General features: G+C 63.3%; 18 protein-coding genes. 12 read left to right on the forward strand and 6 right to left on the reverse strand.

Translation table 11 applies throughout. The features are described 5' to 3' along the window. Positions 1-755: 755 nt before the first annotated feature. Positions 756-2,915 carry an exonuclease domain-containing protein gene (locus tag JJC00_RS12390; RefSeq protein WP_200472824.1) on the forward strand — a complete coding sequence of 720 codons (2,160 nt, stop codon included), beginning with the start codon at positions 756-758 and terminating at the stop codon, positions 2,913-2,915. Between the two features lie 39 nt (positions 2,916-2,954). On the opposite strand, the gene dinB is transcribed toward JJC00_RS12390, so the two are convergent. Continuing rightward, positions 2,955-4,055, reverse strand: a complete 1,101-nt coding sequence (dinB, locus tag JJC00_RS12395) for a DNA polymerase IV (protein ID WP_200474095.1) — start codon at positions 4,053-4,055, stop codon at positions 2,955-2,957. 103 nt (positions 4,056-4,158) lie between these two features. Continuing rightward, positions 4,159-5,427 carry an ROK family protein gene (locus JJC00_RS12400; protein ID WP_200472825.1) on the reverse strand — a complete coding sequence of 423 codons (1,269 nt, stop codon included), beginning with the start codon at positions 5,425-5,427 and terminating at the stop codon, positions 4,159-4,161. Positions 5,428-5,684: 257 nt separating this feature from the next. Here JJC00_RS12400 and JJC00_RS12405 point away from each other — a divergent pair, with 257 nt between their 5' ends. The 3 genes from JJC00_RS12405 to JJC00_RS12415 all read left to right on the forward strand — a co-directional run bounded on the left by JJC00_RS12405 (position 5,685) and on the right by JJC00_RS12415 (position 9,296). Next, complete coding sequence (locus tag JJC00_RS12405) at positions 5,685-6,650, forward strand: sugar-binding protein (RefSeq protein ID WP_200472826.1); 966 nt, start codon at positions 5,685-5,687, stop codon at positions 6,648-6,650. A 61-nt stretch (positions 6,651-6,711) separates the two neighbouring features. Continuing rightward, positions 6,712-8,238 (forward strand): sugar ABC transporter ATP-binding protein, encoded by a 1,527-nt coding sequence (locus JJC00_RS12410; protein WP_200472827.1) that lies wholly within the window; start codon positions 6,712-6,714, stop codon positions 8,236-8,238. After that, complete coding sequence (locus JJC00_RS12415) at positions 8,235-9,296, forward strand: ABC transporter permease (RefSeq protein ID WP_200472828.1); 1,062 nt, start codon at positions 8,235-8,237, stop codon at positions 9,294-9,296. The genes JJC00_RS12410 and JJC00_RS12415 overlap by 4 nt, the downstream gene beginning before the upstream one ends. 19 nt (positions 9,297-9,315) lie before the next feature. On the opposite strand, the gene JJC00_RS12420 is transcribed toward JJC00_RS12415, so the two are convergent. Beyond that, entirely contained in the window at positions 9,316-10,200 is an 885-nt protein-coding gene (locus JJC00_RS12420) for a VOC family protein (RefSeq protein WP_200472829.1), read from the reverse strand. A gap of 187 nt (positions 10,201-10,387) precedes the next feature. Here JJC00_RS12420 and JJC00_RS12425 point away from each other — a divergent pair, with 187 nt between their 5' ends. The 3 genes from JJC00_RS12425 to JJC00_RS12435 all read left to right on the forward strand — a co-directional run bounded on the left by JJC00_RS12425 (position 10,388) and on the right by JJC00_RS12435 (position 12,855). Continuing rightward, positions 10,388-11,575: a CaiB/BaiF CoA transferase family protein gene (locus JJC00_RS12425; RefSeq protein WP_200472830.1), complete on the forward strand. Its 1,188-nt coding sequence runs from the start codon at positions 10,388-10,390 to the stop codon at positions 11,573-11,575. Between the two features lie 230 nt (positions 11,576-11,805). Continuing rightward, positions 11,806-12,108, forward strand: coding sequence for a hypothetical protein (locus JJC00_RS12430; protein ID WP_200472831.1), 303 nt, complete (start codon positions 11,806-11,808; stop codon positions 12,106-12,108). Positions 12,109-12,246: 138 nt separating this feature from the next. Further along, positions 12,247-12,855, forward strand: a complete 609-nt coding sequence (locus JJC00_RS12435) for a cysteine hydrolase family protein (RefSeq protein ID WP_200472832.1) — start codon at positions 12,247-12,249, stop codon at positions 12,853-12,855. A 335-nt stretch (positions 12,856-13,190) separates the two neighbouring features. Here JJC00_RS12435 and JJC00_RS12440 read toward each other — a convergent pair whose 3' ends face one another. After that, on the reverse strand, positions 13,191-13,376 hold the full coding sequence (locus JJC00_RS12440; RefSeq protein WP_200472833.1) for a hypothetical protein: 186 nt from the start codon (positions 13,374-13,376) through the stop codon (positions 13,191-13,193). On the opposite strand from JJC00_RS12440, the gene JJC00_RS12445 reads away from it, so the two are divergent. The 4 genes from JJC00_RS12445 to JJC00_RS12460 all read left to right on the forward strand — a co-directional run bounded on the left by JJC00_RS12445 (position 13,375) and on the right by JJC00_RS12460 (position 18,224). Beyond that, complete coding sequence (locus JJC00_RS12445; RefSeq protein WP_200472834.1) at positions 13,375-16,482, forward strand: DEAD/DEAH box helicase; 3,108 nt, start codon at positions 13,375-13,377, stop codon at positions 16,480-16,482. The genes JJC00_RS12440 and JJC00_RS12445 overlap by 2 nt on opposite strands. Positions 16,483-16,567: 85 nt before the next feature. After that, positions 16,568-17,644: a flavodoxin family protein gene (locus JJC00_RS12450; RefSeq protein WP_200472835.1), complete on the forward strand. Its 1,077-nt coding sequence runs from the start codon at positions 16,568-16,570 to the stop codon at positions 17,642-17,644. Positions 17,645-17,712: 68 nt separating this feature from the next. Further along, positions 17,713-18,042 carry a four-helix bundle copper-binding protein gene (locus tag JJC00_RS12455; protein WP_200472836.1) on the forward strand — a complete coding sequence of 110 codons (330 nt, stop codon included), beginning with the start codon at positions 17,713-17,715 and terminating at the stop codon, positions 18,040-18,042. A gap of 11 nt (positions 18,043-18,053) precedes the next feature. Further along, positions 18,054-18,224, forward strand: a complete 171-nt coding sequence (locus tag JJC00_RS12460; protein WP_198029361.1) for a hypothetical protein — start codon at positions 18,054-18,056, stop codon at positions 18,222-18,224. 8 nt (positions 18,225-18,232) lie between these two features. Here the strand turns inward: JJC00_RS12460 and JJC00_RS12465 are convergent, their stop codons facing one another. Then, entirely contained in the window at positions 18,233-18,955 is a 723-nt protein-coding gene (locus tag JJC00_RS12465) for a DUF72 domain-containing protein (protein ID WP_200472837.1), read from the reverse strand. Positions 18,956-19,091: 136 nt separating this feature from the next. Here JJC00_RS12465 and JJC00_RS12470 point away from each other — a divergent pair, with 136 nt between their 5' ends. Beyond that, complete coding sequence (locus JJC00_RS12470; RefSeq protein ID WP_200472838.1) at positions 19,092-19,307, forward strand: hypothetical protein; 216 nt, start codon at positions 19,092-19,094, stop codon at positions 19,305-19,307. Between the two features lie 18 nt (positions 19,308-19,325). On the opposite strand, the gene JJC00_RS12475 is transcribed toward JJC00_RS12470, so the two are convergent. Next, on the reverse strand, positions 19,326-20,006 hold the full coding sequence (locus JJC00_RS12475; protein WP_200472839.1) for an SDR family NAD(P)-dependent oxidoreductase: 681 nt from the start codon (positions 20,004-20,006) through the stop codon (positions 19,326-19,328). Between the last annotated feature and the right edge of the window lie 2 nt (positions 20,007-20,008).

A 20,008-nucleotide genomic window follows, 5' to 3' on the forward strand; every position in this document is an offset into this window, starting at 1 on the left:
AAAGATCAGTGAAGCCACTCACTGAGACGACCCTAATCTCGAATGCCTTTAATCGACGGCTGTATAGTCATGCGATAGGCGACTAGCGCGTTGCCCTCAAACTCCTCCAAGACCTCATGACAGACAGGGCAGCGGTATTCGCCGGTGGCGCCGGGTCCCAACTGCAATTCAAGACGTCGAAAGCCCGCCCCGCACTCCGGACATGTCACGTCGGACTTTTTCATACGCCCTCCGTAAAATCAAAGGCGCACCTTTAACACAGGATTTGGCGGAACCTGGAATATACAGAGGTTTACTTCGGCGGTCGCGGCGCCATCGAATAGGAGTCATTTCGGGATGCATCTGATCTTCGATCAACCGCGCTACTGAGGCGCGCAAGCTCCTCGTTATTCAGAGGCGATCCCCGGGAGAACCGCTTCCTTATTTGGAAATGCATGCTAAGCAATTGATATTATTAAAGGCCAATTCGGTCATATTTTCCAAATGCGCTCTGAAATCGTTGAATAACCGAACAGATTTTGATTCCGCCATTCGGAGGTTCGATTCCTCCCGCCCCAGCCAGATGTTTTGCTTCCCTGAAATTGCCGATCGCTGTGATACTCGACGCTTCGACGTTCCGAGCTTGACACTGTCGGACGAAAAGAACAGAAGTCGAACATGGCCGTCCATCACCCAGGGGCGGGCGGTGTCTCCGCCGCCCGCGCAAATCTGACCAGAGCGGAATCCCCCTGCACCGTGCCGAGGGCGAAGCACGGATGACGCTGCCTGTCCTGCCGGTCTATTACTACCACGACCATTTCACGGAGATGCTGGGCTTCGTTTGCGAGACCTACGGTCCGGTGCTGACCGAAGGGCATCATGCGTTTGTCGCTCGCTTCTCGTCGCTGTCCAAAGACGCCCAGTGCCTGTTCATCCGGATGGTCAACCGGAACGGCACGGTCTTCAATCCCGCCACGTTCAAGTACACCGAGATCGCCGACCTTTTCGGCGCGCTGGGGGAGCTTGCTGCTGCCGGCTGCGTCCGGGGCCTGATCGAGAAGGACTACGCAGCGTTCGTGGCGTGTCTTGCAAAGCCGGTGCTGTTTGACGGCGCAAAGGCCGCCGGCATGAACGATGTCCGGGCCTCATGGCCCAAGGGCAAGCTGACGGAGTATTGTCTCGCCAACCTGCCGTTCGGTACTGCATTCCAGCACTGCGGCGGCGAGGCCTTCATTGCGCTCGGTGACACCGAGCCGCTGGAGTTTCTGCTCTATCTCTATTTCGGCAAGACCGAGAACACCCTCAAGAACTTCGCGTTGCGCGACCTCGGCATCTTGCGCACGAACGACCAGGCGGATTTCAGCGCCCGGTTTGCCGACGCGGATGAGGCGAGGGCATGCTTCCACTACGCCCGCCTGCTGCGTCAGTTCGAGACCAAATCAGACGATGTGTATCGCAATTCCATTGCCGACGTTCTCGGCGGTCCTGTCTGCCCCACGGACTACGCTGTCGATCTGCGGAGCCGCGCGGTGCACAAGGCGGGTCTGCACTTTGAGAAGAAGGGGGAGGTCGGGCTGGCCGTGCAGCTCTATCGCGCCGGCGCCTCGGCCGAATGTCACGAGCGTCTCGCCCGTCTGCTCTACGCGGAAGGCGACAAGGACGCCGCCGAGGAGCTGCTGCGTCGGATGATCGACGATCCCGCCAGCGACGACGAATTCGTCTTCGCGAGCGATTTCTATGCCCGGAAGTTCGATGGACGCCGGACGGGACTATGCACCGAGCTGCTGCGGGCGGGGCGAACGCTCCGGGTCGACGATACCTGGCGCGGCAATCCGGAAGCAGGAATTGCGGGCGTCTTGCGCCGGCAGGGCCTTGAGGTTTTCTACGCCGAAAACACGCTCTGGCACTGCCTGTTCGGATTGCTGTTCTGGGACGAGCTGTTCGAATCCGGACAGCTGCACAGCGGTTTCGATTGGATGCCGCACTGCCTGAAGGACAGAACCTTCGCGCAGCTCTTTGCCAGTCAGATTGAGACCAAGCTTGCAGCCGTCGCTTCGCAAGCCGCGCTCCCTCAGGTTCTGCGGATCGTCGCCGCAAAGTGGGGGAAGCCGAACGGCGTGTTCGCCTGGGACCATGTCGATATCGATGCACTCCGCGCGCTGCTTGCAGGCGCGCGTGCTGCTGGCCTCGCCACCATCCTTCGCCTGATGTGTGAAGATTATCGCGCGATGCGCGATGGCTTCCCCGACCTCATGCTCGTGGCGAACGGCAGCGTCTCGTTCATGGAAGTGAAGGCCGAGGGCGACGTCATCAGGCGCAACCAGCTGGCGCGGCTTCGTCAGCTCGGCAACGCCGGCATTCCCGCGGAAATCGGCCGCGCCGATTTCCGTTTCGATCCGGACCAGGACTATGTCGTCGTCGACATCGAGACCACCGGCGGCTGGACCGGCGGCGATCGCATCACCGAGATCGGCGCCGTGAAGATCCGCAATCATCAGGTCGTGGCAGAGTGGCATTCGCTGCTCAATCCCCAGCGGTCGATCCCGGCCAAGATCGTCGCGTTGACCGGTATCACCAACGAGATGGTGCGGAACGCGCCGTTATTCGCAGAGGTCGCGGACAGCTTCATGCAGTTCATGGGCGACGGCGTTTTCGTCGCCCACAACGTCAATTTCGATTATGGTTTCATCGCCGCGGAATACGAGCGCCTCGAACGCCGTTTCCGCTTTCCAAAACTCTGCACCTGCGCGGGCATGCGCCGGCACTACCCCGGTCACAAATCCTACGGGCTTGGGAAGCTCACCCGTGCCTACAATATCGAACTCAAGGACCACCACCGCGCCCTATGCGACGCCCGCGCGGCCGCGCATCTCCTCAACCTCATCAACGCGAAGCGCGATGAGGGAAGGACCGGGGCGGAAGAGATTGCGGCCTGATTCCGGGTCGGTGAGAGAAAATGGCCGCAGGGGTTCGGATTAAATTTCGAAGGTCAGTTGCGGCTCCGCATCGTCTCCGAGCTGGAGGGACGACAGCGAGACACCGAGGAGCCTGATCCGCTTGGGCAGCGGCATCTCGACTTCGAGCAGGCCGCAGGCGAGGCGCTCCAGCTCGTCCCGGCCTGCGACCGGCGCGAGCAGGGATCGGCTGCGTGTGATGATCTCGAAGTCGGCAAACTTGATCTTCAAGGTGATGGTGCGGCCCCGGTTGCCGCTCGTCTCGCAATGGCGCCAGACCTTGTCGACGAGGGGCCGAAGCTCGGTGACCAACGCGTCGAATTCGGCAAGGTCGGTCGAGAACGTGGTCTCCGCGCCGATGGACTTGCGGATCCGGTTGGCCCGGACCGGCCTTTCGTCGACGCCGCGCGAGATCCAGTAGTAATAGGCGCCCGACTTGCCGAAGTTCGCGTTCATGAACTCGAGCGTTTGGTTGCGGATGTCGAGACCGGTAAACAGGCCGAGTGCGTTCATCTTCGCAGCCGTCGCCGGTCCGATCCCGTGGAACTTGCCGACGGGCAGCGTCTCCACGAAGGCGGGTCCCATCTCAGGGGAGATTACAAACTGACCGTTGGGCTTGCGGTGATCGGAGGCAAGCTTGGCCAGGAACTTGTTGTAGGAAATGCCCGCCGACGCGTTGAGGCCGGTCTCGGCCTTGATCTTCTCGCGGATCCGCAGCGCGATGTCGCGGGCCAGCGGGATGCCTTGCAAGTTCTCCGTCACGTCGAGATAGGCCTCGTCGAGAGACAAGGGCTCGATGATCTCCGTGTGCTCGGCAAAAATCTCGCGGATCTGCCGGCTGATCGCCTTGTAGACCTCGAAGCGCGGCTTCACGAAGATCAGGTCGGGACATTGCCGCTTCGCCGTGACCGACGCCATTGCGGACCGAACGCCGAATTTGCGCGCTTCATAGCTCGCTGCGGCAACGACGCCGCGCTCGGCCGAGCCACCGACAGCGACGGGCTTGCCGCGCAGCTCGGGATTGTCGCGCTGTTCCACGGACGCGTAGAAGGCATCCATGTCGATATGGATGATCTTGCGAACGCGTGTTGCGTCGCCTTCCACGGTGCCGGATTCTCTCATGCGCGGATGATACAATTTGGCCGAGAGAATCGCGAGGTTGCCTGTGCTTCGGCTGTCGTGCTTCGTCGCCGCCATGGCGGGAATCGGTTGCTAGGACCGTCGCTTATTCGGTTGTGTCCATGTGGTTTCGGTCCACGACCCGCAGCGTTCGTCGCATCATGCCATCGACAATGGCCGCCGACTCGCTCGGACGCAGATGGATCGTCGTGGACTTGAGCAACCATGGCAATACCGCTTGCTCGAGCCGCTCCTCATAGGCGGGCCGCATCATGTCGAATGCCTGCAGGCCGGGTCCTGCCAGGACGACATGGTGCGGGCGCAGCACGGATATCGTGGCCGCGACCGCCTCGGCAAGCGCGCGACCTGCCTGCTGGAAGACGTGCGCGAGACGGGGATCCCCGCTCCGTGCCCGCTCGTGCAGAAGGGCCATCTGCGCTTCGGAAGGCTGCTGCGATGCCGCTGGCGGCAAGTCGAGAAAGGTGCGGGCGTCGCGGTAGAGCGCATAGTCGGCGAGATGGGCCTCGATGCAGCCGCGCTGGCCGCAGCGGCATTGCGGGCCGTTCGATCCCAGCTTGGTGTGGCCGATCTCGCTGCCGGCGCCGGCGCCCAAACGCGCCTCGCCGTCGACCACGATGCCCATGCCGACGCCGTGACCGATCAGGATCAGGGCCATGAGGCCCTGCGCCAATGACGGCTCCGCGGCGGCGAGAGCGAGCGCAACCGCGACGGCATCATTCGCCATCACGACTTCGGTGCCGAAAGCCTGATGCACCGGCTTCGCCAGATCGATGTCGGTGACGGACAGCGCCGGGCTCCACAGATGCCGGCCGGTGTCCGCGTTCACGATACCCTGGAGCGCAATCCCTATTCCCAACAGCCGATGGCGCGGTGTGGCCGTCGCCTCCAGCATCGCATTGATTTGCGCGATCACGAGGTCGCACAACGCGCCCGCATCGAGAGCCCGCGTCGCGATTTCGAGGCGTGATTGTGCCAGGCTGAAGCCGCTGAAATCCGCAATCAGTGTCTCGATCAGGTTCATGCGCAGCGAGACCGAGATGATGCGGCCGAACTCCGGGTTCAGGGTCAGCAGCACGGCCGGCCGGCCACGGCGGCGGCCATTCAGCCCATCCGGATCCTCTTCGTCCGGGTCGTCGGACCATGAGGGTATCGCTGTCTCGGTCTCGCACAGCAATTCCTCCGCGATCAGCCTGGACGTGAGGCCGGAAACGGCGGGGAAGCTCAGTCCCGTGCTCCGGGCCAGCTCCACACGTGGCAACGGCCCGTGGCGTCGCAGGACTTCCACCAGGCGGCCCCGGTTCGAGCCACGGGCCATGCCTGAAATTCGTCTCGGCGACTCGGTCTGGTCAATCATGCTGTCCTATTTAATTCGGAGCATGAATTTAATAAGCGCGAATTGCGGCGGTGTGGTTGGAAAAGCACAGCACGGAGCACGTCGTGGCAAGCCATATTTACTACTACCATGCCTCATGTACTATTTCCGCTTGAAGAAGCGGCCAGCACATCTTGATCTTGATGTTCTGCTCTGCAACATTTCTTCGCTGCGTGAATAAAATAAGGCGCAAAAGCGCTGTGAAGCCCCCGCATCTGGGGGACCAAAGGGAGGTACACATGAACGGATCAATGAAGACATTGCTAGTGCCGTTGCTCGCGACCGCCGCTGCGTTCGCGATGGCCACGGGTGCGGCGCAGGCCCAGCAGAAAAAGACCATCGCGCTGGTGACCAATGCTGCGGCTGATTTCTGGGTTATCGCTGGCCGCGGCCTCGAGAAGGCCCAGAAGGAGCACCCGGAATACGATATCCAGTTGATCGTCACCAACGATGCGACCGCGGCGGGCCAGCGGCGCGAGCTGGACGACCTGCTGGTGCGCGGCGTCGCCGGCATCTCCATCTCGGTCGACGATGCGCCGCACGCAACCGAAGAGCTCAACAAGGTCGCGTCCCAGACCGTGTTGATCACGACGGATAGCGACGCGCCTCAGAGCAAGCGTCTCGCCTATATCGGCACCGACAACGTCGCGGCCGGGCGGCAAGCAGGCGAGGAGTTCAAGAAGGCGTTGCCGAACGGCGGCAAGATCGCGCTGTTCGTCGGCACGATGGACGCGGACAACGCCCGCGAGCGGGTGCAGGGCATCAAGGAAGCGATCGCCGGCACCAAGATCGAGCTGGTCGACGTGTTCACCGACCAGGTGGACTCCGCCAAGGCCAAGGCGAACATGGAGAACGTGCTCGTCAAATATCCCGACATTGCGCTGCTGTCCGGTCTTTGGAGCTACGAGACACCGCTGATCTATGATGCGGTCAAGGCGGCGGGCAAGGCCGGCAAGGTGAAGATTGTCGGCTTCGACGAGGATCAGCGTACGCTGCGGGGAATTTCCGACGGCACGATCGAGTCGACGGTGGTGCAGCAGCCGTTCGAATTCGGCTATCTCTCCGCCACCAACATCATCAAGACGCTGAACGGTGACAAGTCCTGGATTCCGGCCGACAGCAAGCTGATCGTGCCGACCCAGGTGATCAGCAAGACCAACGTCGCGGAGTTCACCGCTCATATGAAGGATCTGCTGAAGAAGTGACCCTCAGTACCTTTCGACGCCCGGCGGGCATGGCCGTCGGGCGTCGGTTGGGAGGAAGTGAATGGCGGAAATCCTGTTCGAGCTCGCCGGGATCAGCAAGTCCTATCCCGGCGTCATGGCCCTCAACGATGTCAGCCTGCGCGTGCACCACGGCGAGGTGTTGGGCCTGATCGGCGAGAACGGCGCCGGCAAGTCGACGTTGATGCGCGTGCTGGGCGGCGTGATCGCGCCAAGCGCGGGCGTGATCCGCATCAACGGCACTGACCATGCCCAATTGACGGTCACCGAGGCGACGCAGACCGGCATCGCCTTCGTGCATCAGGAACTGAACCTGTTCGAGAATCTCGACGTCGCCGCGAACGTCTTCATCGGACGCGAGAAGCTCTTCGGCGGCCCGCTGAAGCTGGTGGACAGCGTGGAGATGCACGCCCGCGTGACGCCGCTGCTGGAGCGGCTGGGCGCCGATTTCACCCCTGACACGCTGGTCGACAATTTGTCGATCGCCGAACGTCAGATGGTGGAGATCGCCAAGGCGCTCTCGATCGACGCCCGCGTGATCATCATGGACGAGCCGACCTCGAGCCTGACAATTTCGGAGACCGAGCGGCTGCTGGAGGTGATTGCCGATCTGAAGGCACACGGCATCGCAGTGATCTATATCTCCCACCGGCTCGGTGAGATCATGACCTGCGCCGACCGCGTCGTGGTGCTGCGCGACGGGCGCACGGTGGGAGAGCTGGCGCGGGACAAGCTCAGCCATGCCGCAATGATCCGGCTGATGATCGGCCGCGACCTGAAAGCGCTGCATACACCGCCGAAACGGCCGCCGCAGCCGGGCGGCTGCGACATCGTCGGCCTCGTGACGTCAGCCTTCCCCGACCGGCAGATCGATCTTTCCGTGCGGCATGGCGAGATCCTCGGACTGGCGGGGCTGGTGGGCGCTGGTCGCACCTCGCTTGCCCGCGCGGCCTTCGGCGTCGACCCGCTGCTGGGTGGCGAGATCAGGATCGACAACGCGCCGGTCGAAATCGCATCGCCCCGGGACGCGATCAGGCAAGGCATCTATCTGGTGCCGGAGGACCGCAAGAAAGCCGGGCTCGTGCTGGAGCTGCCGATCCGCGAGAACGTGACGCTGGCGAACCTGCTGAACTATGCCCGGATGTGGCTGGTCAGCGGCGCATCCGAGCGCAACGTTGCCAAGGAGCAGGTCAGGCGGCTGTCCATCAAGGTGCCGAGCATCGACATGGAGGCCGTGACGCTCTCCGGCGGCAACCAGCAGAAAGTCGTGCTGGGCAAGTGGCTTTCCATGCAGCCGCGCGTGATGTTCTTCGACGAGCCGACCCGTGGCATCGATGTCGGTGCCAAGAGCGAGATCTACGCGCTGATGCGCGAGCTTGCCGACCAGGGCGTCGCGATCGTGATGATCTCCTCGGACATGGAGGAGGTTATCGGCGTCTCCGACCGGGTCGCGGTGATGCATGAAGGCAGCATCAGCGGCGTGCTGGAACGCCCGCAATTCAGTGAATACAACGTGCTAAGGCTCGCAATGGGCCAGGCGCTGGAAACCGTGGAAGCCGCTGCGCCATGAACAAGAAAGAACTCGGCCTCGGCCTGCTGCTCGTGGTGATTTCCGTCATCACGGGCATGATCAATCCGGCCTTCCTGTCGGTGGTGAACCTGCTGAACATGGCCAATCTGATCGGCCTGTTCGGCGTATTTGCGCTTGGCGAGGGGCTCGTGATCATCACCGGCGGCATCGACCTTTCGCTCGGCTCGATGTTCGCGCTGCTCGGCGTCGTCTTCGTCGATCTTCTGACGACGTATCAGGTTCCCTGGCCCTTGGCGCTGCTGGCTGTGCTGCTGGGTGGACTTGTGCTGGGGGCGATTCAGGGGCTCCTGATCACCCGGCTGAAAATGCAGCCCTTCATCGTGACGCTGTGCGGGTTGCTGATCTATCGCGGCGCCGCCCGCTACTATACGACCGACTCGACACGCGGCTTCGGCTACGGCGACGAGGCCGGGACCCTGAGCAACATTGCCTCCGGCCATGTGGCGGGCATCCCGAACACCTTCATCCTCCTGATCATCCTTGCGCTCGTCCTCGGCGTGCTGCTGCACCGCTCGGTCTACGGACGCTGGCTTTATGCCGTCGGCAAGAACGAGGAGGCGGCGCGCTTCTCCGGCATCAATACGAATCTCGTGATCGCAACCGCCTATATCATCAGTGGGGGGCTCGCCGGAGTTGCGACGGTCTTGTTCGTGTTCTACACGAACTCGGTGTCTCCGAGCTCCTTCGGCAATTTCTATGAGCTCTACGCGATCGCGGCTGCCGTGCTGGGCGGCTGCAGCCTGCGCGGCGGCGAGGGTTCTATCCTCGGTATCGTGCTGGGGACCGCGCTGCTGCAGGTGTTGCAGAACCTCGTGAATATCCTGGGCATCCCCAATTCCCTGAACTTCGCGGTGATGGGAACGGTGATTCTGATCGGCGTGTTGGCGGATCAACAATTGCAGGAACGGCGCCGGCGCAAGCTGGCGCTGGCCGGCATCGCCCGCACGGCGCCGAAATCGACGCCTGTGCAGGGACAGCAGGGGGCATCATCGCGCGGCGTTGACGCGGTGCCGGTGAGAACGGGCGACCAGGCATGACGAATGCGAAAGTTGCCTGTCAGTCATATTGATCCGGCCCCATCGCCCACGACGCCTGGTCGTGGCCGTAGGCGTAGTTGCGGTTGTTGACCACAGGATTGCGATTGACCATCGGCCGCATGAACATCGGATGCGTCGCGCTGCGCACCTCGTGCTCGACGGTGAACAGAGGCTTGCCGCTATCGAGCTCGACGATGTCGCAGAACCGGTACTGATACTGGTTGTCCTCGCGGGAGATCAGGTCGCGCGCCAGCAGCTTGCGGTAAGGGCCGGAGAAATCGGTGATGTACATCTGCACATGGTGGCCGTCATAGCCGGGCTGCGGCCGATCGGTCTCGCGGAACAGCAGGTGCTGGTCGCGGCCGGTCTTCACCGCGGCAACCTTGCCATCGCCGTTCTGCAGGCTGGCAGGCATGCCCATGATCTCCGGATAGAAGGCACAGATCGCCTGCGCTGATCCGGCCGGTACATCGAACTCGACATAGGGGATGCCGAGCGTGATGCGCCCGAAGCGCGCCGCGTCCGGCTCATGGACGCGGATGCGGTTGCCCCATGGGCAGGTCGCTTCGACATAATCGTTATGCTCGGCATACGCGAACGCAGTGCCTGCGAGCTTCCCGGCGACCGAGGCCAATCGCGCCAGCAGCGCCTCGCGGCCCTCGATGACCAGCCCGGTATGGCCGCGCAGCACCTGCGCCTTGCCATCAGGCAGATGAAACTGGCTCCTTCCGGCATTGATCCACATGTTGGTGTCGGACACCATCAGATAGGGATCGCGGGTCAGTCCAAGGCCAGTGACGTAGAACAGCGTGGCGAGGCGCTGGTCCGGAACTTGGATGTTGACGTGCTCGAAATGAATGGCGTTGCCGAGATCTTCTGCGGATCGATCGAATTGTTGCGGCATGGATGTGCGCTTCTCGCTGGAGGGACGGACGGGTCCATACTAGAGCAGAATTTCGGCCAGCCGAAACGGTTGGCCGATCACATCTTGAGGGCAGCTTCTTGAGGACAGGGCATCGTGTGCGCTGTACCTTGCCGTGGCACCCATTCCCTGTAATCTGACCGGAAATAGTGAGGGAAAGAAGAGGTCGATGGGGGGAGTCCTGGAAGGCGTGCGCGTCCTCGATTTCGGGCGCTACATCGCGGGGCCGTATTGCGCCACATTGCTGGCCGAGTTCGGCGCCGAGGTCATTCGCGTCGAAAAGCGCGACGGCAGCGAGGACCGCTTCGTGGCGCCGGTCGGCGAAGGCGGCGAGGGCGCGCTATTCCTCCAGGTCAACCGCAACAAGAAGTGCATCACGCTCGATCCGATGACCGCTGAAGGCCAGGAGGTGATGCGCCGGCTGGTGGCGTCGGCAGACGTGGTCGTCGCCAATCTGCCGCCGCAGACGCTCCGCGCGATGAAGCTCGACTACGACTCACTCAAGGCAATCAAGCCGGACATTATCCTGACCATCGCAACCGCGTTCGGCGGTCCGGGGCCGTGGTCCGATCGCGTCGGCTTTGATGGCGTAGGCCAAGTCATGTCGGGCTCGGTCTACATGACCGGCGCCGGCAATCCGCCTTACCGCGCGGCGGTGAACTGGGTCGATTTCGGCACCGCTCTGCACTGCGCCTTCGGGACGCTCGCCGCGCTGATCGAGCGTGGCAAATCCGGGCGCGGGCAGATCGTCGAGGGCGCATTGCTGGCGACCGCGCTGTCTTTCACCAACGCCACGCTGATCGAGCAGGCCGTCATCAACGTCAATCGCGTCCCGACCGGCAATCTCGGCCAGACCGCGGCGCCCGCCGATATCTACCGCACCAAGGACGGCTGGGTGCTGTGCCAGGTCACCGGCCATCCGCTGTTCAAGCGCTGGGCCAGGCTGATGGGCGAGGAGGAGCAGTGGCTGAACGATCCGCGCTTTGCCGATGACATCAGCCGCGGCAACAATGGCTCCATCATCAGCGAGCGGATGGCGCGCTGGTGCGCCGAGCGTACCACGCAGGAGGCGGTCGACACCCTCGGCAAGGCGATGATTCCGACCGGGCCCGTTTTGAGCCCGCAGCAGGCGCTGGATCATCCGCACATCCGCGCCGCCGGCTTTTTGCGGGACGTCGACTATCCCGGCTTGCCGAAACAGGCACCGGTTGCGTGTGCCGCCATCCGGCTGTCGGAAACGCCCGGCGAGATCGCGACGCGTCCGCCGACGCTCGGCGAGCATACTGATTCTGTGCTGACGGAACTTGGCTACGACAATGCTGCTATTGCAGCGCTTCGGCAGACCGGCATCATTTAGCAGATGATCAGGGCTGGCTTCGTTCGCGTCCGCATTGGAATCAAACTGCGGAGTCGTGATGTGGCAGTCTACGCCGCAGGTCTTCCATCGATTTGATGTCCTTGGTGAGCAATCCATTTCCGATGTCTCGGAAAGCTTTGGAACGGCGGCAAGCGTCTGCCGTTTCTATCGGGCCGGAGAGCGAGCATCGGCATGTCCGCTGCAACCGGCAAGGCAGAGAGGAGACAGTCATGCTTACGAAATCAATGCTGGTAGGCGCCATCCTGACCCTCAGTTCCACCATCGCTCTCGGTGGTCCCTGCAATACCGCCAACCGCGACGCCGGGTCAGGGCCGGCAAAGACCAGCTCGACGAGCCAGACCACAGGCACCGCGTCGTCGAATGCCAAGGAACATCCGCCGACATCAGCCATGGACAAGGCGAGCGAGAACACGGCGACCTCGTCGCAGGATGCCCAGCGTCAGATGCAGGGCCAACCGACTGCAGCCGAACAGTCGAAAACGAGCGGCAGCACCACCGACAAGGACTGCTGAGTCATCCGCATTGCAACGGACTGCGGGAGGGGAGGCCGATGCCACCTCCCGTCCCGCTTGCCTTCGTGCGCGATCTCGATGGCAACAAGACCGTGACTTACACGGCGCGAGAGCGTCGGATTCTGATCGAGCCGGCCGATGATGGACGCAAAATCGCCTGCGAACCGAATTCGGGATGCCGTACACCTTTGCGTCGATATGCAGAACATCTTTGCGCCCGGGGGTCTCTGGGAAACACCGTGGATGGAGAAGGTGTTGCCGACGATCGTCTCGATCGTCTCGCGCTATCGGGTCAGAACCGTGTTTTCGCGTTTCATCACGCCGCAGGATCCCGAGGATCGTCCCGGGCAGTGGCAGCATTATTTTCGACGATGGCGCCAGGCCACCCGCAACCACCTTTTACCATCCGCCCTCGAACTGGTGCCCGAGCTGGCGCAGTTCGTTCCTCCGGCCCGCGTCGTCGACAAGCCGGCATATTCCGCGTTCAGCAATTCCGATCTGGCGAGCCTGCTGATCGAAAAGAAAGTCGGTTCGGTAGTGATCACTGGTGCTGAGACAGATGTCTGTGTTCTCTCGACGGTCCTGAGCGCCGTCGATCTCGGCTTCAAGGTCGTGATTGTGGAAGACGCGCTATGCAGTTCGTCCGACGTAGGCCACGACGCGTTGATGACGATGTATCGCACCCGATTTCACGGTCAGGTGGACTTGGTGACGGCCGAGGAGTTGGCGGAGTTCTGGCGAGAATAGTAATCGAACGACGCCGCGCCTGGGTTGTGGCAGAATTCTGGGAAGGGCTGCGCGCGCCGGGAACGGGTTAGATGTCAGCGCGTACCGTTGCGTTGGTGTCGCGCCCAGAAACCGGAAAACCGAGCGCCACGTTCATCGTGCCCGTTATGACCGGTTGTCACCCGGCAACGTTTAGGGTAATTCCGCTTCGCCGCGTTGGTTCGACGGCGCTGAGGCGGGGGTACGCGCGTTTGCGCGGCAAATCCCCTATGTGTGACCGTGGGCGGCCGAATTGGCGTGAATTCGGCGCGCGTGCCATTGACGATTGCCTACGACGAGAAACGGATTCACGTGCGTCATTCCAGGAAACTGTGGCCAGCGGCCAAGAGTGCGCTAAAGAAGAACTCGCCAGTCAAGAGTTCGCCAAAGAAGCGCTCGCCGGCGAATAGCTCGACAAGCAGGCGCTCGCCGAGCAAGTCTTCTTCGAAGACGAGCAAGGGCGCGCAGCGCGCTACGATCGCGTCGTCGTCGCCGCTTGGCATGATGGCGCTGCATCTGTTGGCGCAGTGGAAGGAGTCCGGGCGCGGCGGTCTCGTGTTCCTCGCCGAGAGCGAGAACCGGGCAGAACGGCTCGGCAGCGTCATTCACGCGCTCGACCCGTCCTGCGAGGTGCTGGTCTTCCCGCGGCTGAACACCCTGCCATTCGATCAGCTGGAACCATCGCGCGAGATCGCCGGCCGTCGCGCCTCGGTGCTCCGGCGCCTGGCGAAATCGAAGCAGCCGATCTTTCTCATCTCGACGGCGGAAGCCGTGATGGAGCGCTTGCCGCCGCCGGCGAGCCTGTTGCGCCTGAACACGGGCTTGAAGGTCGGCGGAAATTTCTCCGAGAGCGAGCTTCGAGTCCGTCTCGAAGAGCTGGGCTATGATCTCGACGACGAGCCGGATTATCCGGGCGGTGCCCTGTTTCACGGCCAGACCTTCGAGATATTTCCGGCCGGTGCGTTGGGGCCGTTCCGAGTGGAGCATTCCGGGCGGGCCATCCGCCGGATCGTGGCATTCGATCCGCAAGAGCACGACATCATCTTCGAGACCAAGGAGCTTCTCGTCGATCCGATGTCGGAGCGGCTCGCCATCGCCGGTGCGCGGGCCAAGCGCGCGACGCTGTTCGACTATTGCGGCAAGGCCAAGTGGATCGCCGATGCGGGCGTGTCGGTGCATGCCGATGCCTGGCTGAGCACAATCGAAGAGGCCACGGGCCGCGCGGACAGGGAGCGCGAATATCTGGGACGCCCCGACTGGAAGCAGGCGACCCGCGGCATGAAGGTGCTGCCGCGCACCGCTCCTTTCCAGTCGACGCCGGAATTCTCCAAGCTGACATCCACCAGGAAAGCCTTGCGCGCCTTCGTCGAGGAGACCAGGCGTGCCGGTTCGCGCCTGATCCTCGTCGCGGCGCAGGAGGAGGATCTGCGTGCGATGGAGCGGATGAGCGGGGTGAAAGCGGAGCGCGTCGCGGATTGGGACGAGGCCGAGAGCGCACGCCATCGCGACGTGGCGCTGCTGGCCGATCTCGATGCCGGCTTCGTCATTCCAGGCAAGAAGCCCACCGTCGTCCTGACGGCGAGTGACGTGCTCGGCAGCCGTGCGCATCATCCGCAGCCGATGGCGCGCAGCTGGATCGCGGCGTTCGATCATGCCGACGTGCCGGAGCAGGGCACGGTGGTCGTTCATCTTCAGCGTGGCCTTGCCGTGCTCGATGGCCTGCAGACGGTGAACACGGGCGGCGGCGCAATGCGCGAGATGGTCCGGCTGTCCTTCGCCGGCGACAACGCGGTTCTGGTGCCGCCGCCCGATCTGGCGCAGATGTGGCCCTACTCGGCCGAGCGCGGCAAGCTCGCGCTCGACAAGGCCGATGGCAGCACATGGTGGGCCCGCCGCACCGCTGCCGAGCAGGAAATCCAGCTCGCCGGCAAGGTGCTTGCCAAGCACATCAGTCAGCGCCGCCGGCGCAAGGCCGCCAAGCTGGTGCCACCGGGATCGGTCTACGAGAAATTCGTGGCGCGCTTTCCCTATTTCACGACGATCGACCAGGCCAAGGCGATTCACGACGTGCTGGACGATCTCGCTTCCGGTCATCCCATGGACCGCGTGATCTGCGGCGACGTCGGGTTCGGCAAGACCGAGGTGGCGCTGCGCGCGGCGGCCGCCGTGGTGCTCTCGGGAAAGCAGGTGGCGATCGCGGTGCCGACGACCGTATTGGCCCGGCAGCATGTCGCGACGTTCCGCAAGCGTTTTGCGCCGCTCGATATCGAGGTTGGCAGCCTGTCGCGCGCTACGTCCGGTGCCGAGACTCGGGAGACCAAGGAAGGCCTGCGCAGCGGCCGGGTGAGGGTCGTGGTTGGAACGCAGGCGCTCACGTCCAAGGACGTCAAGTTTGACGACCTCGGCCTCGTCATCATCGACGAGGAGCAGCATTTTGGCGCCGCCGAAAAGGCAAAGCTCTCGGGGCTGGCCAAGAATGCACATACGCTCTGGATGAGCGCCACGCCGATCCCGCGCACGCTCGCCGCGGGCCTTGCCGGCTTCAGGGATCTGAGTGTCATTGCGTCGCCCCCGGTTCACCGCCTTCCGGTTGCAACCAAGATCGCGCCGCTCTCCGATGCCGCCATCGCCTCGGCCCTGCTGCGGGAGCAGCGGCGGCACGGGCAAAGCTTTCTGATCTGCCCGCGCATCCAGGACCTGGAGCCCATGCTGGCGCGCGTGCAGGCGGTGGCACCTGATCTCAAGATCGTGTGCCTGCATGGCAAATTGCCGGCCGAAGAGATCGACGAGCGGATGATGACCTTTGTCGAAGGCAGGGCCGACGTGCTGCTTGCCACCAACATCGTCGAGAGCGGTCTCGACATCCCGCGCGCCAACACCATCGTGGTGTGCTGGCCCGAAAATTTCGGTCTTGCTCAGCTGCACCAGCTGCGCGGGCGCGTCGGCCGTGGCGGCATCCGGGCCTTCGCATCTCTATTGACCGAATCGGCCTCGGGGCAGTCCGAGAAACGGCTCGCCGTGCTGGAGGAGTTCAGCCGGCCGGGCGCCGGCTTTGCCATCAGCGAGCGCGACCTCGATCTCCGTGGCGCGGGCGATTTGTTCTCGGAGCAGCAATCCGGCCACGTCCAGGTCTTCGGCCCGGTGCTCTATAGTCATCTGCTCAAGATGGCCTCGGAGAAGGTCGACGACGGCATGTCTGTGGTGTGGGTGCCCGACCTCAACCTGCCGGTCGCGGACATGCTTCCCGAAAGCTACGTGCAATCCGCTCCCGTGCGGCTCGAGCTCTATGCCCGTGCCGCGCGCTGCGCCAGCGAGGACGAGCTCGACGATCTCGAAGAGGAGACGTCGCGCCGCTTCGGACCCTTGCCGCCGGCCGCCCGCGACTTCTTTTCGGCGGCGCGACTGAGGATGGATTGCAAGCGCAGAGGCATCGTTCGCCTCGACGTCGGGCAAAGTGCGGTGGCCGCGACATTCCTGCCGGGACGGTTGCGGAAGTCAAAAGGGAAATCGCTGCAACGCGATGGCGATCGCGTCGTCTACCACAGCCAGATGCGCGATTCCCCGTTCGACATGGTCGAAGAGTTGTTCGATCTTCTGGACGAGGCGTGACAGCGATGCCGGACACGCGCCGCGCATAGGAACCCCACGCAGCACCTCGAGTTGGTCAGATTGGACCAATTCGCCGAGGGACCAGATGACGGAACCGGACATTCGCAAGGGGATGCCGCCCGTCAAGCTATCGCGTGAAGCATTCGAGAGCCGTTACAGGAGCCGGTTCGTCGATCCGGCCTTTGCGCGGCTGGGGCCGGAACTCGATGCCCTCGTCGGCGCTGCCTGGGACGCCTATAGCCATTCGCGCAAAGCGCCGCTGACGCGCAAGGCGGGTCCGGGCTTTGCCGATCCCGATTATGAACTCGCCGCCGATTGGCTCGCTGCGCGCGCGGCCGTTCTTGAAGCGCAGCGGCGGCATGACGATGCTAGCGCGATCCCGCGCATCCTCATCATCAACGGTTCTGCCCGCAGCGAGCACACCTGTCCCGGCGAGATGTCCAAGACCTGGCGCATGGTCAAGCTGGCCGAGCCCATCCTTGTCGAGATGGGATTTGCCGTCGATATCCTCGATCTCTCGCGCCTCACCTCTGAGTTCGGCAAGAACATCCATCCGTGCAAATCCTGCGTCTCCACCGCGATGCCGCTCTGCCACTGGCCGTGCAGCTGCTATCCCAACTACTCGCTGGGCCAGACCGATGACTGGATGAACGAGATCTATCCGCTCTGGGTCGCCGCGCATGGCATCCTGATCATGACGCCGGTGAACTGGTATCACGTGCCGGGCGGGCTCAAGGCGATGATGGACCGGTTGGTCTGCGCTGACGGCGGCAATCCCGATCCGACGTCGACCCACGGCAAGAAAGCCGATGAGGCCAAGGCGATCGAGTTGAAAGGCTGGTCCTACCCGCGCCACCTCGCCGGACGCCATTTCGGCCTCGTCGTTCACGGCGACAGTGTCGGCGTCGAGGGCGTGCGCAGAACGCTGTCCGACTGGCTGACCGACATGCATCTCATTTCCGTTGGCCGCTTTGGCGAGCTCGACGGCTATGTCGGCTACATGGAGCAATACGCCACCTCGCATCATGAGCTGGATCAAGATCGCGCGTTTCAGCAGGAGGTATTGAATGCGGCGCGCGCGCTTGGCAACGCAGTACGGCTCGCGCGGAGCGGGCGTTTGCGTGAGCCCGGGGCCGGCCTCGAGGATCCGAACCCGAAGTGACAGGGGAACGAAGCGCGTCGCCTTGCTTTGATTGGATGGAGCGGGGGATCGCTGACTGGAGGAACCAGATGGCCCGATCCGAAGACATGACCCGCTGCATCGAGCTTTGCATGAGCTGCTACCAGACATGTCTCGGCACGGCGATGAATCACTGCCTCGAGACCGGCGGCAAGCACGTCGAGCCGAAACATTTTCGCGTGATGATGGCCTGTGCGGAGATCTGCCGCACAGCCGCGCACTTCATGCTGATCAACACGCCACATCACCGGCACGTCTGTGGCGAATGCGCAGAGATCTGCACCGAATGCGCGCAGGATTGCGCGCGGGTCGGCGGCATGGACGAATGCGTCGCCATGTGCAGATCGTGCGCCGAATCATGCCGCGCCATGGCGGCCTGAGGAGCGGGCAAATGCTGGAAGAGAAACTCAAGGAAGCCATTATCGGCGAGCTCAAGCGACAGGCGGCCAACCGGCCGCAATCGCTCAAGGTCGAGGGTGCCGACGAGCTGATCGTGAACGGCAAGATCGACCTGGCCGAGCTCGTCATGGTGATCGCAGGATCGCTCGCCGGCGGGCCGTAGCTCGCCCGTTACAGCAGTTCCTTCAGCGTCCGGGCATCGGTCGGTGCGGCACTCTTCTGGTCGTTGTCGAAATAGACGTAGACGTCGCAGCCCTGCCGCTTCCAGGATTTGATATGCCGTGCCCATTGCGTGAGCGCCGGCCGCGAATAATGGCCGTGATAGCGCCCGCTCGGACCATGTCCGCGGACATAAACGAAGTCGGCGGTGCGTTTCCACGGCGCCGGTGCATCGTGATGGTCGGACAGGCAGAGCGAAATGTTCTGGTCGGATAGCATTCGGAGAATGCGGGACTGATACCAACTCGGATGACGAAATTCGAAACTGTAGCGGCGCTTCCTGGACAGCAGCTTGAAGAACGCGGCAAGTCGATCGGCGTCAGCCTCGAATTGCGGGGGCAGCTGAAACAGGATGGGCCCCACTTTGCCGCGCAGCAGCGAAATGCGGTCCTCCAGGAGTTCCAAGCTGTTGACAGAGCGATCGGACAGACGCTTCCAATGCGTGATGAATTTGGACGCCTTCCAGGCGAAGACGAAGTCGCGGCCGGTCTGCTCTCGCCACGTTTCCACCGCTTCCGGTGTCGGCGTGCGGTAGAATACGCCGTTGAGCTCCGTGGTCTCGAACTGCCCGGCGTAGTAGCGAAGCTGTTCCTTCAGCGACAAGCCCTCGGGAAAGAACGGGCCGCGCCAGGAGGCATAGTGCCAGCCGGAGGTGCCAATCAGAACGCGCGCCATGCTTGCGTACTTTTGTTGGTTGTTGGTGCGGCGACGCGACGCCGTGCTTTCGAACAGGAACGTCTGTGCCGAGGATACGTTGCTGTCGGAATGGTGGAGGCTCCGCCTCCACCTCATCCCGGCAGGGAGTGGACGGATGTATGCGCTGTTCGAAGGCAACAAGCAGATCGGTGATCCGTTTCCGACCGAGAAGGAGGTCTGGGAGGCAGCCTTGATCGAGGGACTGGTGACCGATGTTCCGGTTGCGGACGAGGAGGGAGGCCGGCTCCTGCCCTCCGGATATCACGTCGAGCGGCTGGATGAAGTATGCGAGCCGCGGCCGGACTGGAAGCTCCCGCGCGACATATCGTGAGCTGAATCGCGGGCGCACTCAGAGCGAGCTGCCGCCGCAGATGACAAGCTGCTGCCCGGTAATCGCGGCGGCGTCCGCCGAGAGCAGGAACGCCACGGCGGCTGCGACTTCCGTTGGTTGAATGAAGCGGCCGATCGGCGGCAGCTTTGGCGCGACATTGGCGCGCGTCGGGTCCTTCAGCATCGGCGTCTCGGTCGCAGCGGGCGCAATCACGTTGACCGTAATGCCGCGCGGCGCGAGTTCGCTCGCCCAGGATCGCGCCAGCGCGACCAGCGCCGCTTTGGTCGCGGCATATTGTCCGCGACCGGCGGCGCCCGATGCGGTGCGGCTGCCGATGAAGATGATGCGCCCGCCCTGCGGCAGGCGCGGCGCCAGCGCGTCGGCAAGACGTTCGGCGACATCGACATGCAGCCGCCACATCGCAGCGCCGTCGTCATGGTCGAGCGATCCGAGCGAACCGACCTTCAGCAGGCCTGCGGCATGAACCAGCGCGGTTGGTGCGATGTCAGCGACGGCGCCCGCAATACTGTCGACGTCATTCAGATCAAGCGACAAATGCTCGAACGCCGGATGGGCGAACGTCCCAGGGCGGCGGCTGATCCCGGTAACGCGCCAGCCGTCGCGCAACAGGTGCTCGACGATCGCCGCGCCAATCCCGGAACTGGCGCCCGTGACGAGCGCGTGCGGCTGCTTGTCCATGT

Source organism: Bradyrhizobium diazoefficiens, from assembly GCF_016616885.1.
Classification (GTDB): domain Bacteria; phylum Pseudomonadota; class Alphaproteobacteria; order Rhizobiales; family Xanthobacteraceae; genus Bradyrhizobium; species Bradyrhizobium diazoefficiens_F.